This window comes from Pseudoclavibacter sp. CFCC 14310, from assembly GCF_008831165.1.
In the GTDB taxonomy this organism is placed as follows: domain Bacteria; phylum Actinomycetota; class Actinomycetes; order Actinomycetales; family Microbacteriaceae; genus Pseudoclavibacter_A.
In genome coordinates this window covers 450,426-464,442 of record NZ_WBKC01000002.1, presented here as the reverse complement: position 1 = coordinate 464,442, position 14,017 = coordinate 450,426, and the positions used below count along the sequence as shown (strand labels likewise).

Annotated in this window: 9 protein-coding genes; 4 read left to right on the top strand and 5 right to left on the bottom strand. The window is 65.7% G+C overall.

Translation table 11 applies throughout. From position 1 onward, the window contains the following. Window positions 1-11 precede the first annotated feature (11 nt). Window positions 12-1,160, bottom strand: coding sequence for an alkaline phosphatase family protein (locus F8O06_RS05945; protein ID WP_192496872.1), 1,149 nt, complete (start codon window positions 1,158-1,160; stop codon window positions 12-14). A 68-nt stretch (window positions 1,161-1,228) separates the two neighbouring features. Here F8O06_RS05945 and F8O06_RS05940 point away from each other — a divergent pair, with 68 nt between their 5' ends. Continuing rightward, window positions 1,229-3,736 carry a DNA topoisomerase (ATP-hydrolyzing) subunit A gene (locus F8O06_RS05940; RefSeq protein ID WP_158037980.1) on the top strand — a complete coding sequence of 836 codons (2,508 nt, stop codon included), beginning with the start codon at window positions 1,229-1,231 and terminating at the stop codon, window positions 3,734-3,736. A gap of 11 nt (window positions 3,737-3,747) precedes the next feature. Here F8O06_RS05940 and F8O06_RS05935 read toward each other — a convergent pair whose 3' ends face one another. Both F8O06_RS05935 and F8O06_RS05930 read right to left on the bottom strand, forming a co-directional pair. Next, entirely contained in the window at window positions 3,748-5,838 is a 2,091-nt protein-coding gene (locus F8O06_RS05935) for a DNA gyrase/topoisomerase IV subunit B (RefSeq protein WP_158037979.1), read from the bottom strand. A gap of 4 nt (window positions 5,839-5,842) precedes the next feature. Further along, complete coding sequence (locus F8O06_RS05930) at window positions 5,843-7,345, bottom strand: RNA polymerase sigma factor (protein ID WP_158037978.1); 1,503 nt, start codon at window positions 7,343-7,345, stop codon at window positions 5,843-5,845. Window positions 7,346-7,565: 220 nt separating this feature from the next. Here F8O06_RS05930 and F8O06_RS05925 point away from each other — a divergent pair, with 220 nt between their 5' ends. Then, complete coding sequence (locus F8O06_RS05925) at window positions 7,566-8,435, top strand: SDR family NAD(P)-dependent oxidoreductase (protein ID WP_192496871.1); 870 nt, start codon at window positions 7,566-7,568, stop codon at window positions 8,433-8,435. A gap of 51 nt (window positions 8,436-8,486) precedes the next feature. Here the strand turns inward: F8O06_RS05925 and F8O06_RS05920 are convergent, their stop codons facing one another. Continuing rightward, complete coding sequence (locus F8O06_RS05920; RefSeq protein ID WP_158037976.1) at window positions 8,487-9,434, bottom strand: proteasome assembly chaperone family protein; 948 nt, start codon at window positions 9,432-9,434, stop codon at window positions 8,487-8,489. Between the two features lie 227 nt (window positions 9,435-9,661). Here F8O06_RS05920 and lpdA point away from each other — a divergent pair, with 227 nt between their 5' ends. Both lpdA and sucB read left to right on the top strand, forming a co-directional pair. Continuing rightward, on the top strand, window positions 9,662-11,035 hold the full coding sequence (gene lpdA, locus F8O06_RS05915) for a dihydrolipoyl dehydrogenase (protein ID WP_158037975.1): 1,374 nt from the start codon (window positions 9,662-9,664) through the stop codon (window positions 11,033-11,035). A 35-nt stretch (window positions 11,036-11,070) separates the two neighbouring features. Then, complete coding sequence (gene sucB, locus F8O06_RS05910) at window positions 11,071-12,861, top strand: 2-oxoglutarate dehydrogenase, E2 component, dihydrolipoamide succinyltransferase (protein WP_158037974.1); 1,791 nt, start codon at window positions 11,071-11,073, stop codon at window positions 12,859-12,861. 41 nt (window positions 12,862-12,902) lie between these two features. Here sucB and F8O06_RS05905 read toward each other — a convergent pair whose 3' ends face one another. Beyond that, the gene (locus F8O06_RS05905; RefSeq protein WP_158037973.1) at window positions 12,903-13,898 is read right to left on the bottom strand and encodes a hypothetical protein; all 996 of its coding nucleotides are present in this window, start codon (window positions 13,896-13,898) and stop codon (window positions 12,903-12,905) included. Window positions 13,899-14,017: the final 119 nt, after the last annotated feature.

Here is a 14,017-nt window from a genome sequence, read left to right as displayed (position 1 = left end):
CGTCGCTTCGCTCACCAGCGGATCAGAGGCACCTCGCGCTCCCACCTGCTGAAGCCGCCGTGCTGGCCGACCATGCGCCGTGACGCCTCATCGGCCGGCAGCCCACGATAGATCGCCGCGTGGTCTCCCAGCGCGATCGCTGCGACGTCTCCGAGTCGGTGCCGAGCCGTCGCATCCACCGACGGGCCGAGCAGCCCGCTGTCGCACAGTTCGGCACGCGTGCACGTGACGAACTCTCCGGTGCCGGCCACGTCGTCCAGATGGCGCTGCAGGTCGAGCGCTGCGGCGGGATGGTCCGCTTCGTCCGTCAGCACCAGCTGCACGCAGCGCGGCTCCCCTGCCGTCGCCAGAATGGATTCGGATCCCGACCATTCGGTGAGCAGCACGTGGTCGGCCCCGTCGATGTCGAGCATTCCGTGGTCGCCGGTGAGCACGGTGCTCCAGCCGCGGCGCTCGAGACGGGCGTCTGCCGTCACCGCGTCGATCTGCTCGAGCATCTCTGACCAACGAGGTGACCCCCAGCCCCTGCGGTGGCCGATCTTGTCGAGCTCTGGCACGTAGACCTGGACGAGCGACCGCTTCGCATGTCGGCGAATGTCGGCGAGGGCAGCGAACCGGTCTTCGAGATCGTCGGCCGCGACGTAACGCGCGCCACGCAGGGTCGCTGCGCTGAAGCCGCTGTGCTCATAGTCGGCTGGGCCGATGGCGAAGGCCTCGACGTCGACGCCGCTTGCCTGCTCGAACAGAGTCGAGTGCGGCTGCCAGCTCTCGGGAGGCATCTCAGGGCCCCAGCCGTTCAGCTGATTGCGCACGGTCCTGGCGTCGCGATCGTAGACGCTGTAGCCGACGATGCCGTGCTGCGCCGGGGCGAGGCCGGTCGCCAACGAGGTGAGCGACGCAGCTGTCGTGGTGGGCAGCCGGGCGCTGAGCGGGCGATGGGGATGCTGACGGTCGGCCTGCAGCAGGTGGCGCGCGTACCCGGAGCGGGCGTGAAGGTTGTGGCTGCCCAACCCGTCGACGAGCACGACGGCGAAGTGATCACAGGCGGGCAGGTCGAGCGTCGAGCGGGTGTGCCGACCCGAGACGGCCTCGAGGCCTTCTCGCGCCACGTCTTCGATGAACGCGGTGTTGTCGGTGGGTGCGGGTAGAATCCGATTCACCGGTACAGTCTCGCACAGCAGGCGCACGACCCCAGGCCGGTGCAGACCGAGCAGGCAGACTGGAGACCATGAGCAGCACCGCGACCGATCAGCCGAAGCAGCGCATCGAAGACATCGACGTCACGACCGAGATGCAGCGCAGCTACGTCGAGTACGCGATGTCGGTGATTCACTCGCGTGCACTGCCAGATGCTCGCGACGGGTTGAAGCCCGTGCAACGACGCATCCTCTACATGATGCGCGAGATGGGGCTCTCCCCCGACAAAGGCCATGTGAAGTCGGCTCGTGTGGTCGGTGAGGTGATGGGCAAGCTGCATCCTCACGGCGACTCTGCGATCTACGACGCGCTCGTGCGACTCTCGCGTGACTTCGCGATGGAGGTGCCGCTGGTCGACGGTCACGGCAACTTCGGCTCGTTGGACGACGGCCCTGCGGCGTCACGCTACACCGAGGCGCGCCTGACGGCCGCCGCGATGCTGATGACCGACAGCCTCGACGAGAACGTCGTCGACTTCGTACCCAACTACGACAACCAGCTGCAGCAGCCGAGTGTGCTCCCTGCGCCCTTCCCGAACCTGCTGATCAACGGCACGAGCGGCATCGCAGTCGGCATGGCGACGAATATGGCACCGCACAACCCCCGTGAGGCGATCGCGGCGGCTGTGCACCTGCTTCGGCATCCGCATGCCACCGTCGACGACCTCATGCGTCTGCTGCCCGGCCCCGATCTGCCCAGCGGCGGCAGCATCGTCGGCCTCGACGGCGTGCACGACGCATACGAACGCGGCCGCGGCATCTTCACCATGCGCGCCAAGGCGTCGATCGAGCGGGTGAGTGCGCGTCGGCAGGGCATCGTCATCACCGAGCTGCCATACATGGTCGGCCCCGAGTCGGTCATTCAGAAGATCAAAGACGGTGTGACGGCGAAGAAGCTGCAGGGCATCTCGAACGTGCACGATCTCACCGATCGCAACAACGGCCTGCGTCTGATCATCGACGTCAAGACCGGGTTCTCCCCCGAGGCCGTGCTCTCGTCGCTCTACCGGCACACGCCGCTTGAGACGAACTTCGGCATCAACAACGTCGTGCTGATCGACGGTCGACCACGCACCGTCGGGCTCGTCGAGATGCTCGGCGTCTACAACGCGCACCGCATCGAGGTCGTGCGACGGCGCAGCCAGCATCGTCTCGACCGGGCGCAGGAACGTCTGCATCTCGTCGAAGGCCTGCTGATCGCGATCGTCGACATCGACGAGGTCATCGCGCTGATCCGCTCCAGTGACGATACCGAGACGGCCCGAGCCCGACTGATGAGCGTCTTCGACCTCAGCCAGCCTCAGGCCGATTACATCCTCGAACTGCGGCTGCGCCGCCTGACGAAGTTCAGCCAGATCGAGCTCGAGGCCGAGCGAGACGACCTGCTGCGACGCATCGAGAAGCTCAGCGAGCTGCTGGGCAGCGAACGTCGTCTGCGCGACCAAGTGGCTCGGGAACTCGACGAGGTCGCCAAGGTGCTCGCCCAGCCGCGCCGCACCGTGCTGCTGACCGAAGACGCCCGCACAGTGGCTGCCGACGTGCCTCTTGAGATTCCTGACGAGCCCTGTGCGGTGCTGCTGGGCGCGAATGGCAAGCTGGTGCGCCAAGCGCTCGCAGACGAGCAAGGCGACGACGCTGCTGCCGAGACTCAGACGACGGCTGAGCCCGAGATCGTGGCCGAGCCCGCACTCCAGGTCGGAGACCAGCTCGACGGCGGCAGCCGGCGCAGATCAGACGGCCTGGCGGCACGACTTGAGACCACCACACGATCCGAGCTCGGCGTCGTCACCGACCGAGGCCGCATGCTTCGAGCGTCGGTGCTGGGCATCCCCGCCGGTGCTCCTGGCCTCGTGCAGTTCTCCGGCGGTGTGCGCCCAGAGACGCTCGTGACCCTCGAGAAGGGCGAACGCGTCGTGACGGTGGTGTCTCTCGACGATCCGCGCCCGCTGGCCGTCGGCACCGCCTCCGGTGTGGTCAAGCGTGTGCAACGAGACGTGCCTGACAAACCCGACTGGGAGGTCATCGCACTCAAGAAGGGCGACCGCATCGTCGGTGCGGCACCGGCCGCTGACGATGACGAACTCGTCTTCGTCTCGCGTCAGGCTCAGCTGCTGCACTTCGTCGCGAGCAGCGTGCGCCCTCAGGGGCGCAGTGCACAGGGAATGGCCGGCATGCGACTGGGCGCCGACGATGAGATTCTGTGGTTCGGCGTCGTTCCGAAGGCGGTGATCACTGCCGGGCAGGCCACTGTGCTGACCATCGCCAACGATTCGACCGCATTCGCCGACATCGTGCCCGGGTCGGCCAAGATCTCGCCGTTCAGCGAGTTCCCGGCCAAAGGGCGTGGCACCGGCGGGGTGCGGGCACAGCGGATGCTCAAAGGCGAAGACCAGCTCGCACGTGCCTGGGTGGGGGCCGGCGTTCCTCTGGCCTCAGGTGCGAAAGGTGCCGCCGTCGAGCTGCCCCTCACTCTCGTTCGCAGAGATGCGTCGGGCGAAGTGCTGACCGCTCCGGTGCTCACCGTCGGCGGGCACTGCTGACCGGTGCCGACTCAGGCGTCGATGCTCGCGCGATCGATCTCGCCGCTGGCATCCATGATGAATTCGCGGCGAGGATTCACCTCTGAGCCCATCAGCACGTTGAAGACGCCCTCGGCGGCATGCAGGTCGCTCAGCTTGACGCGCCGCAGCAGGCGATGCTGTGGGTCCATCGTCGTCTCGGCGAGCTGATCGGCGTCCATCTCGCCCAGGCCTTTGTACCGCTGAATGGGCTCTTTGTAGGTGCGACCCTGCTTGCGCAGCATCGCGATCTTCTCGTGCAGCTCGTCTTCGGAATATGTGTAGATCGTCTCGGCCGGTCGCTTACCCCTGCGCGGCACCACGAGGCGATGCAGAGGCGGCACCGCGGCGAAGACGCGTCCCGCTTCGACCATCGGGCGCATGTAGCGGAAGAAGAGCGTGAGCAGCAGGGTGCGGATGTGTGCGCCGTCCACGTCGGCGTCGCTCATCATGATGATGCGTTCGTAGCGAGCCTGCTGCGGGTCGAAGGTGCGTCCGGAACCTGCGCCGACCACCTGGATGATGTTGGCGCACTCGGCGTTGTTCAGCATCTCGGCGACGCTGGCCTTCTGCACGTTCAGGATCTTGCCTCTGATCGGCAGCAGTGCCTGGAACTCGCTGTTGCGTGCCATCTTCGCAGTGCCCAGCGCCGAGTCGCCCTCGACGATGAAGAGCTCGGTCTGATTCGACTCGTTCGATCGGCAGTCGACCAGCTTGGCCGGCAGACTCGACGACTCCAACGCGTTCTTGCGGCGCAGCGTCTCTTTGTGGGTGCGCGCCGAGACGCGCGACTTCATCTCTGCGACGACCTTTTCGAGCAGCAGGTAGGACTGCGCCTTGTCATCACGCTTCTTCGAGGTGAACCGCTCGGTCAGCCCCTTCGAGACGATGCGGCTGACGATCTGGCGTACGGCAGGAGTGCCCAGCACCTCTTTGGTCTGACCCTCGAACTGAGGCTCCGGAACCCGCACGGTCACCACTGCGGTCAGCCCCGCGAGTACGTCGTCTTTCTCGACCTTGTCAGTGCCCGCTTTGAGACGGCGCGAGTTCGTGGCGACCTGTGCGCGCAGCGTCTTCAGCAGCGCCTGCTCGAAGCCGGTCTGGTGGGTGCCCCCCTTGGGCGTCGCGATGATGTTCACGAACGACTTGACCGTCGTGTCGTAGCCGGTTCCCCACCGCAGAGCCACATCGACGTGACAGGTGCGCTCGACTTCGGTGTCGATCATCTCTCCGCCGTCGCCGAGCACAGGAACCGTTTCGGTGAAGTCGCCGTCGCCCTCGATGCGCCAGGTGTCGGTCACCGCCGTGTCGGCACCGAGGTAGTCGACGAACTCGCTGATGCCGCCGTCGAAGCGGAAGCGCTCCTCGGCGACCTCCTCACTGCGTTCGTCGTTCAGCGCCAGTTCGAGTCCGGGCACCAGAAACGCCGTCTGCCGGGCCCGATCCTCGAGGTCTGCGAGACTGAATCGCGACCCCTTCGTGAAGATCTGCGGGTCTGCCCAATACCGAATTCGCGTGCCGGTGACGGCCTTGCGCACCTTGCCGACGACACGCAGCCGATCAGCCGATGCGGCATCCGCCAACGGCGTGAACGGCGACTTCGGGCCGATGCCCTGAGCATCGTCGAAGAAGCCGGGCGTGCCCCGATGAAACGAGAGCTGCCAGGTCTTGCCGTCGCGATCGACCTGCACATCGAGACGTTCGCTCAGCGCGTTGACCACCGAGGCTCCCACGCCATGCAGCCCCCCGGAGCTGGCGTATGACCCACCGCCGAACTTGCCGCCGGCATGCAGCTTCGTGAGCACGACCTCGACGCCGCTGAGCCCGGTCTTGGGCTCGATGTCGACTGGGATGCCGCGACCGTGGTCGCGAACCTCGATGCTCTCGTCGTCGTGGACGACGATCTCGATCGACTCGCCGAACCCGCCGAGCGCCTCGTCGACCGAATTGTCGATGATCTCCCAGAGGCAGTGCATGAGCCCGCGTGAATCGGTCGAGCCGATGTACATGCCGGGCCGCTTGCGCACGGCCTCGAGACCTTCGAGAACTGAGAGCTGACTGGCCGAGTAGTCTGCCGCCGCCACCGCTTTACTCCAAGTAGTCGCGCAGGGCCTGCGAACGCGACGGGTGGCGCAGCTTGGCCATGGTCTTCGACTCGATCTGGCGAATGCGCTCGCGGGTGACGCCGAAGGTGTCGCCGATCTGGTCGAGAGTCTTGGGCATCCCGTCGCCCAGGCCGAAGCGCATGCGGATGACGCCCGCCTCGCGCTCGCTCAGCGAGTCGAGCAGGCTCTCGAGCTGCTGTTGCAGCATTGTGAAGCCCACGGCGTCAGCCGGCACGACGGCGTCGGTGTCTTCGATCAGGTCGCCAAACTCAGAGTCGCCGTCTTCGCCCAGGGGGGTGTGCAGCGAGATGGGCTCACGGCCGTACTTCTGTACCTCGACCACCTTCTCAGGCGTCATGTCGAGCTCTTCGGCGAGCTCTTCGGGCGTGGGCTCGCGGCCGAGATCCTGCAGCATCTGGCGCTGCACGCGGGCGAGCTTGTTGATGACCTCGACCATGTGCACGGGAATGCGGATCGTTCGTGCCTGGTCGGCCATGGCGCGAGTGATGGCCTGACGAATCCACCAAGTGGCGTAGGTCGAGAACTTGAAGCCCTTGGTGAAGTCGAACTTCTCGACGGCGCGGATCAGGCCGAGGTTGCCCTCCTGGATGAGATCGAGGAACTGCATGCCGCGCCCGGTGTAGCGTTTTGCGAGGCTGACGACCAGGCGCAGGTTGGCGCCCAACAGGTGGTTCTTCGCCTTGGTGCCATCGCGTGACACCCATTTGAGCTCGCGGCGTTCTGCCGGGGTGTAGTGCTTCTTGAGCTCGCCGGCCTCGTCGCGGCGCAGAAGCTCCTGTGCGTAGAGGCCAGCCTCAATGCGCTTGGCCAGTTGAACCTCTTGCACGGCGTTGAGCAGCGCGACTTTGCCGATCTGCTTGAGGTAGTCCTTGACCGGGTCGACGGTCGCGCCGGTGATCGCGGTCGAGATCGAGGGGACTTCTTCCTCTTCTTTCATCGAGAGCACGTAGCCCCCGCTCGGCAGGTTCGAGGGCTTCGACTTGGCTGGGGCTGCCTCGTGATCGGCTGCGACGCCGCCGGCCGCAGGCTTCGCGTCGACGCTCGTCTGCCCGGCCGTCGTCACAGCGTCGGCGGATGCTGCGGTCGCCTTGGCCGCATCGGCCTTGGCCCTGCTTGGGGCCTTCTTCTTGGCCGCCGTCTGTCGTGCGGAGGTCTTTGCTGCGGGCTCTGTCGCGGCAGCCTTTGCGGTGGTCTTCTTCGCCGTCGTCTTCGCGGTGCCGGTCTTGGCGGCCGACGCTCGGCTGGCCTCGGCCTTCGTGCTGCGGGACTTGCTGCTGCCGGTCTTGGCTGTCGCAGCCTTCGTCGTGGAGGCCTTCGCCCGTGTCGTCTTCTTCGCTGTGGAGCGTTTCGCTCCGGTGGCCGCAGACGCTGAAGCAGTGCTCGTCTTTCTGGCAGCGGCCTTCTTGGCCGTCGTCTGTTTCTCGTCGGCCGCTGGGGCCGTGGACGCACTCTTCTTCTCAGCCACTGGCTTCGAACCTTCCTGATCAACGCGCACTCGAACAACCCATTATCACACGGGTTGGCCAGCAGGCATGTATCCCCGCCGATTGTGTACAACATTGCGCCCAGTGCCGCTATTCCCGACTGAAGGTCGGGCCGCTCGAAGAGAATCGTGATGCTTTCGTGATTCGAAACCGGGGTGCGATCGGGGCGTCGCGTCGCAGGTCGTGGGTACAATCGACGACGTGACCTCGAAGACCGCCCAGCCTGCCACAGCACTCATCACCGGTGCTGACGCAGGCGTGGGGCGCAGCGCTGCAGCGGCACTCGCCGAAGCAGGCCTCGCGGTGACCCTCGCGGGCCGGTCGAAGACACGACTAGACCGCGTCGCCGACGAGATCCGCGAGCAGAAGCCCAACGCCCAAATCGATGTGCTCGAGTTCGATCTGGCCTCGATCAGCGAGATCAAAGAGGCGGCCGCAGAGTATCTGGTCAGCCACGACCCCTGGAGCGCACTGCTGAATCTCGCCGAGGTCTCCGGAATTGGCCGGCGCGTGCTGACCGAAGACGGCTTCGAATGGAACTTCGGCGTGAACTTCCTCGGCCATTTCGCTCTGACCGGTCTGCTGCTGCCCGGAGCGGCTCAGCAGGCCAAGGTCGTCTCACTCACGTCGGCACGCTACCGTTCGACCAGCATCCGCTTCCATGATCTGCGCTTCGACAACGGCTACAAGGGTTCGCGAGCCTTCGCGCAGAGCAAGCGAGCACAACTGCTCTTCGCCCGTGAGCTTGATCGTCGATGCCGCAGCACTCGCGCGCGACAGTATCCGCATGGGGTTCGGTCGGTGGCGCTGCAGCGTGAGCCGTTGCTCGCGAACCGACTGACGCATCCGCTGCGCCGCTTCGGTCCATCGCTCGACCAGATCGCCGGCGAGGCGGCTGCCCAGCTGGTCATCGACGATCATGGCAATGGCGGCGAGCTGTTCGCACCTGCAGTCGCTGCCGATCACTCAGGCTATCCAGTCCGGGTGACGGGGCTGCAGCTGCCCGAAGAGCAGACCGAGGCCAAGCGTCTGTGGCGAATCTCTGACCAGCTCACCCGCGTGACGTGGTAGTCGTGGGTCGCACTGCGACTCGATCAGCGTTGATAGGTGCGACCGGTGATATCAGACGATCGGCGGCAGGCCGTTGTCAGAGCCATCGCCGTCGCTCGAGCGTTTGCCGCTGTCCTGGTGCCTGGCGAGAAAGCTCTCGAACTCGGCGCCGATCTCGTCGGCGCTGGGCACATCGGTCTGATCGAGGGTCGGCGCCCGTGAGGCGAGATACTCGTCGTGACGCTCTTCGAGGTTCTGCACCATGGTCTGCAATTCGTCGCTCTCGCTCACCTGCTCGTCGAGCTTCGTGAGAAACTCCTTCGCCTGGTCGCGCAGCTCGTCCGTGGGCAGTGCGAGCCCCGTGGCCACGGCGACGCGCTCGGTTGCCGCCACCGCTGCAGGCGGGCACTCGGTCTCGGCGAGGTAGTGCGGTGTGAGCATGACGAAGCCGGTCACCTCGTAGCCGGCTTCGCTCAGACGGCTTTCGAGCATGTGCAGCACGCTGGCGGGCATCGTCGTGGTGGGCTGCCAGACGCCGAACTGATCGATCATGTCTCGCCGAGTGCCCGAAACAGCGGTGCCGATCGGCCTCGTGTGCGGAACAGGCATGGGAATCGAATGCACCCAGGTGACCTCTGAGACCTCGAGGTCGTCGAGCAGTGCGACCAAGTCGTCGAGGAAGGCCAGCCAGCGGAAGTCGGGTTCGAAGCCTCGCAGCAGATAGAAAGGCGCACCCGTCTGGTCGTGCACGAGCTCCAGCGTGAGCGACGGCACGGTGATCTCGGTGATGTGGTCGACCACCAGCTGGGCGACCGGTCGTCGCGACCGGTAGTCGAGCAGATCGTCGGGATCGAATTCCACGATCGTCTCAGGCTGCAGACGAGACATCAGGTTCTCGGTGAACACTTCGACGACCGAGCCGGCATCGGCATACCCCTTCAACGCGGCGACGAGCGGGATGCCGCGGGGCAGATCCTGCAACTGGGCGCGCAGCGTATAGAGGGGATGACGGAAAGACATGTGGCGATTCTACCGGTTGACGGGTGCCGATCGGCCGGTCAGGTGTTCGCCCGCAGCGCACGAAAATCATACGGCCGGATGCGGCGGGAGTCAGTTCTCGACTCGGTATCGAATACGACCGGCCGTGCGGCTGCGTCATGCACTGACAGTCACGGCGCTCGTAGTAGGCTCGATGCAGGAAGCGGAGTGCCTCCCCCCTCAACACTGCGGAACGCAAGGAGCGAAACTTGTCTGAGCATGAATTTGACCTCGTGGTTCTCGGCGGCGGCAGTGGCGGTTACGCCGCTGCGCTGCGGGCACGCGAACTGGGCAGCACCGTTGCTCTCATCGAGAAAGACAAGCTCGGCGGCACCTGTCTGCATCGTGGCTGCGTGCCGACGAAGGCACTGCTGCACACGGCCGAGATCGCCGACGAAGTGCGCACCGCTGGCAAGTACGGCATCGAGGCCGCACTGCAGGGCGTCGACATCCAAGGCGTCAACTCGTTTCGCGCGGGCATCATCTCGTCCAAGTTCAAGGGTCTGCAGGGGCTGGTCAAGGCTCGAGGCGTCGAAGTCGTCGCCGGCGAGGGTCGGCTGACCGATGCGCACACGGTCACAGTCGGCTCTGAGACCTATCGAGGCAAGAATGTCGTGCTGGCCACGGGGTCGTACTCGAAGTCGCTTCCAGGTCTCGAGATCGGCGGGCGAATCATCACGTCGGAACAGGCTCTGGAGCTCACCGAGATCCCCAAGCGCGTCATCGTGCTCGGTGGCGGTGTGATCGGCGTGGAGTTCGCAAGCGTGTGGAACTCTTGGGGCGCCGACGTCACGATCGTCGAAGGCTTCGACCACCTGGTGCCCAACGAAGAGCTGTCGATCAGCAAGTACCTGGAGCGCGTCTACAAGCAGCGTGGCATCAAGCAGCACCTCGGCGTGCGCTTCAAACAGGCCGCCCAGACGACCACTGGCGTCACAGTCACCCTCGAAGACGGCACCTCACTCGACGCTGACTATCTGCTCGTCGCCGTCGGACGCGGCCCCGTCACGCAGAACATGGGCTTCGAAGAGGTAGGGGTCACTCTCGATCGTGGCTTCGTGCCCGTCGACGAGACGCTGCAGACCAGCGTTCCCGGCGTCTACGCCGTCGGGGATATCGTTCCGGGCCTGCAGCTTGCCCACCGCGCATACCAGCAGGGCATCTTCGTCGCCGAGCAGATCGCGGGCCTCGACCCAGTTCCGGTCGCAGACGTCAACGTGCCGAAGGTCACCTACTGCGAGCCTCAGGTCTTCTCTGTCGGTCTGACTGAGGCGAAGGCCAAGGCGGAGTTCGGCGACGACCAGGTCAGCGCCTACGAATACAACCTCGCAGGCAATGCGAAGAGCTCGATTCTCGGCACAGGCGGCTTCGTGAAGCTCGTGCGCCGCGTCGACGGGCCGATCGTGGGCGTGCACGGCATCGGCGGCCGGCTCGGCGAACTGGTCGGCGAGGCGCAGCTCATCGTCAACTGGGAGGCCTACCCTGAAGACGTCGCCCAGCTCATCCATGCGCACCCCACGCAGACTGAGACCATCGGCGAAGCCGCCCTGTACCTGGCCGACAAACCACTCCACGCCATCTAGACTGATCGACCAGAACCAACAAGGAGACACCACATATGAGTGAGCAGATCGTACTTCCGGCTCTGGGCGAGTCGGTCACCGAGGGCACCGTCACGCGCTGGCTGAAGCAGGTCGGCGACCACGTCGAGGTGGACGAACCGCTATTGGAGGTCTCGACAGACAAGGTCGACACCGAAGTACCCTCCCCCATCTCAGGCACCCTGCAGCAGATTCTCGTGCAAGAGGACGAGACCGTCGAGGTCGGCGCCGTGCTTGCAGTCGTCGGTGACGGGGCAGCGGCTGAGGCTCCTGCGCAGACAGAAGCCGCACCTGCCCAGTCGCAGCCTGAGTCCGCTCCCGAAGAAGCGCCCGCTCCTGCCGAAACAGAGGCCGCTGCCGCACCCGCAAAAACAGAGGCCGCTGCCGCGCCAGCTGCAGGTGCTTCTGCCACAGGCGAGCAGATCGTGCTTCCGGCTCTGGGCGAGTCGGTCACCGAGGGTACCGTCACCCGCTGGCTGAAGCAGGTCGGCGACCACGTCGACGAGGACGAACCGCTACTGGAGGTCTCGACAGACAAGGTCGACACCGAAGTACCCTCCCCCATCTCAGGCACCCTGCAGCAGATTCTCGTGCAAGAGGACGAGACCGTCGAGGTCGGCGCCGTGCTTGCAGTCGTCGGTGACGGAGCCGCTCCGGCCGCCGAGCCTGCTGCGGCCGAAGCAGCACAGGCTCCGGAAGAAGCACCGGCGCCCGAGGCGGCACCTGCGCCGCAGCCCGAGCCAGCCACCCCGTCCGCCGCGCCTCAGCCGAAATCGGCGCCTGCAGCCACGACCGAGCCCGAGCCTGCCTCGCCGGCTCCGGCCGCAGAGCAGAGTTCGGCAGAGCGTCGCAGCGGTCAGGTCGCCGCGCTCAGCGGGCACGCCTACGTGACCCCTATCGTGCGCAAGCTCGCATCGCGTCTCGGCATCGATCTCGACCAGGTCACCGGAACCGGCGTCGGCGGGCGCATCCGCAAGGAGGACGTGCTCAACGCGCAGGCGGCCCAGGCCACTCAGCCCTCACCCGGCTCGACGGCTGCGGCCTCGTCTGCTCCTGAGCCGAAGCGCGGCTATGAGCTTCCGAAGCCTTCAGACCTTCGCGGTCAGCGCGTCCCGCTGTCACGTCTGCGTCAGGTGCTCGCCCGCAACCTGGTGCATTCGATGCAGACCGCAGCACAGCTCACCTCGGTGGTCGAGGTCGACCTGACTGCTGTCGCCTCGTTCCGGCAGCAGCACAAGGCTGAGTTCCAGCAGAAGACCGGACAGAAGCTGTCGTACCTCCCGTTCTTCGCATACGCCGTGGCTCAGGCGCTGCCAGCGCATCCCGCTGTCAACGCGTCGATCGACGGTGACGAAGTGGTCTACCACGATCGCGAGAACATCGCGTTCGCCGTCGACACCGAGAAGGGGCTCTACGCGCCAGTCGTGCACGAGGCAGGCAAACAGAGCCTCGCTGACTTGGCGAAGAGCATCGCAGAGGTCGCCGAGCGCTCACGCGTCGGCTCGCTGAAGCCGGATGACGTGGTCGGCGGAACGTTCACCATCACGAACACCGGCTCACGCGGTTCGCTTCTCGACACCCCGATCTTCTCGCTGCCGCAGTCGGCGATCCTCGGGACCGGCGCCGTCACCAAGCAGCCGCGCGTGCTGACCGTCGACGGTCAAGACGTCATCGCGATTCGTTCGGTGGCCTACCTGAGCCTCTCATACGATCACCGCATCATCGACGGAGCAGACGCCGCTCGGTTCCTCGGTGAGGTCAAAGCAATCGTCGAACAGGCTGACTTCTCGTCAGCGCTCGGCATCTGACTCTGACCGGAAACCAGACCCCGATCGAAGCGCCCTGACTGTCAGGGGGCGAAGAGCGCAAAGAGCATGGCCACGGCTACCACAGTCGTGGCCATTGCTTTTGGCGTCAGGAGTCGCAGAAGGAGCGGCTGGGCGGAGAGATCCTCGCTGACCGCCCGCGCGCGCCGTTCGCACCAGTCCACGCCCAGCTGCAGCTGCGCATCACAACGGCCGAGCAGCGTCTGGACCCGGCCCAGCAGCGTGGCGAGACCGACCAGCCGACCGGCCGCCCCGCGACGACGCGCACGGTCTTTCTGCGTCTGTTTCGCTGACTTCGGCACTGACCCGCTCGCCCTCTTCGCAGTCCGCACCGTCTTCGCACGCTGGAGCCTGCGCCTTCTTCCGGGCTTCGAGCGAAGAGACTGTCGAACGCGAAGCTCGGCAGTCTCCACGGTGCGACCCACCGGCAGCAGTCGAGCCTGAGAGAGGCATCGGCTGCGCAGAAATGCCTCGCGCAGCGGGACGCCGAGTTCGATCATGTCGAAGAGCTGCTGCAGCTCGCCATCCGCCTCATGAGTGTCGGGCCGCTCGGAACAGCTCGCGGCAAGATGCGTCAGGAGCGATCTGACCAGGGCGAGATCAGCCGAATCGAACTGCCGGAAGCCTGCAGGTCTCAGCGCGTCGCGAGCGTCCAGCCGAATGCGCCCGACCGAGTCGATTGCGAGATCGTCGGCGTCGAGTGATGCGCACCTCCAGCCGTTCTGAGCCAGATAGTGCAGGGCGCTGAGCACTGCGAGAGCGATGTGGAACAGATGTGCGGACTGCAGCGGCCGTCTCGTCAGGACTTCGCTCAGCGTCCCAACGCTCGGCGAGAGCAGAAGCAGGACTCCTTCGGTGCGATCGGGGTTCATCCCTGCGTGCCGGTCTCTCGCCGCAGGTGCACCATGTGTGCTCACCGCTTCAGCGCCGCGCAGATGAGGATGTCGCAGAAACCCATAGACCTGATGCTGCGCCGAACCGGGGGCGACCATGATCTCCGGGGAGTGCGCCCCGTTCATCCTGACCTGCCCACGACAGACAAGACAGACGAGAAGTGCCTCCAGACTGAGGACGAGCGGTGGGCAGAGACTGTGACGAATGGCATGCCCCCACTTCACACCGATCGCAGTTCCCACGG

Coding starts and splice junctions, on each gene's coding strand:
- F8O06_RS05940 (WP_158037980.1), top strand. CDS start 1,229: ATGAGCAGCACCGCGACCGATCAGCCGAAGCAGCGCATCGAAGACATC.
- F8O06_RS05920 (WP_158037976.1), bottom strand. CDS start 9,434: ATGTCTTTCCGTCATCCCCTCTATACGCTGCGCGCCCAGTTGCAGGAT.
- sucB (WP_158037974.1), top strand. CDS start 11,071: ATGAGTGAGCAGATCGTACTTCCGGCTCTGGGCGAGTCGGTCACCGAG.
- F8O06_RS05905 (WP_158037973.1), bottom strand. CDS start 13,898: ATGAACGGGGCGCACTCCCCGGAGATCATGGTCGCCCCCGGTTCGGCG.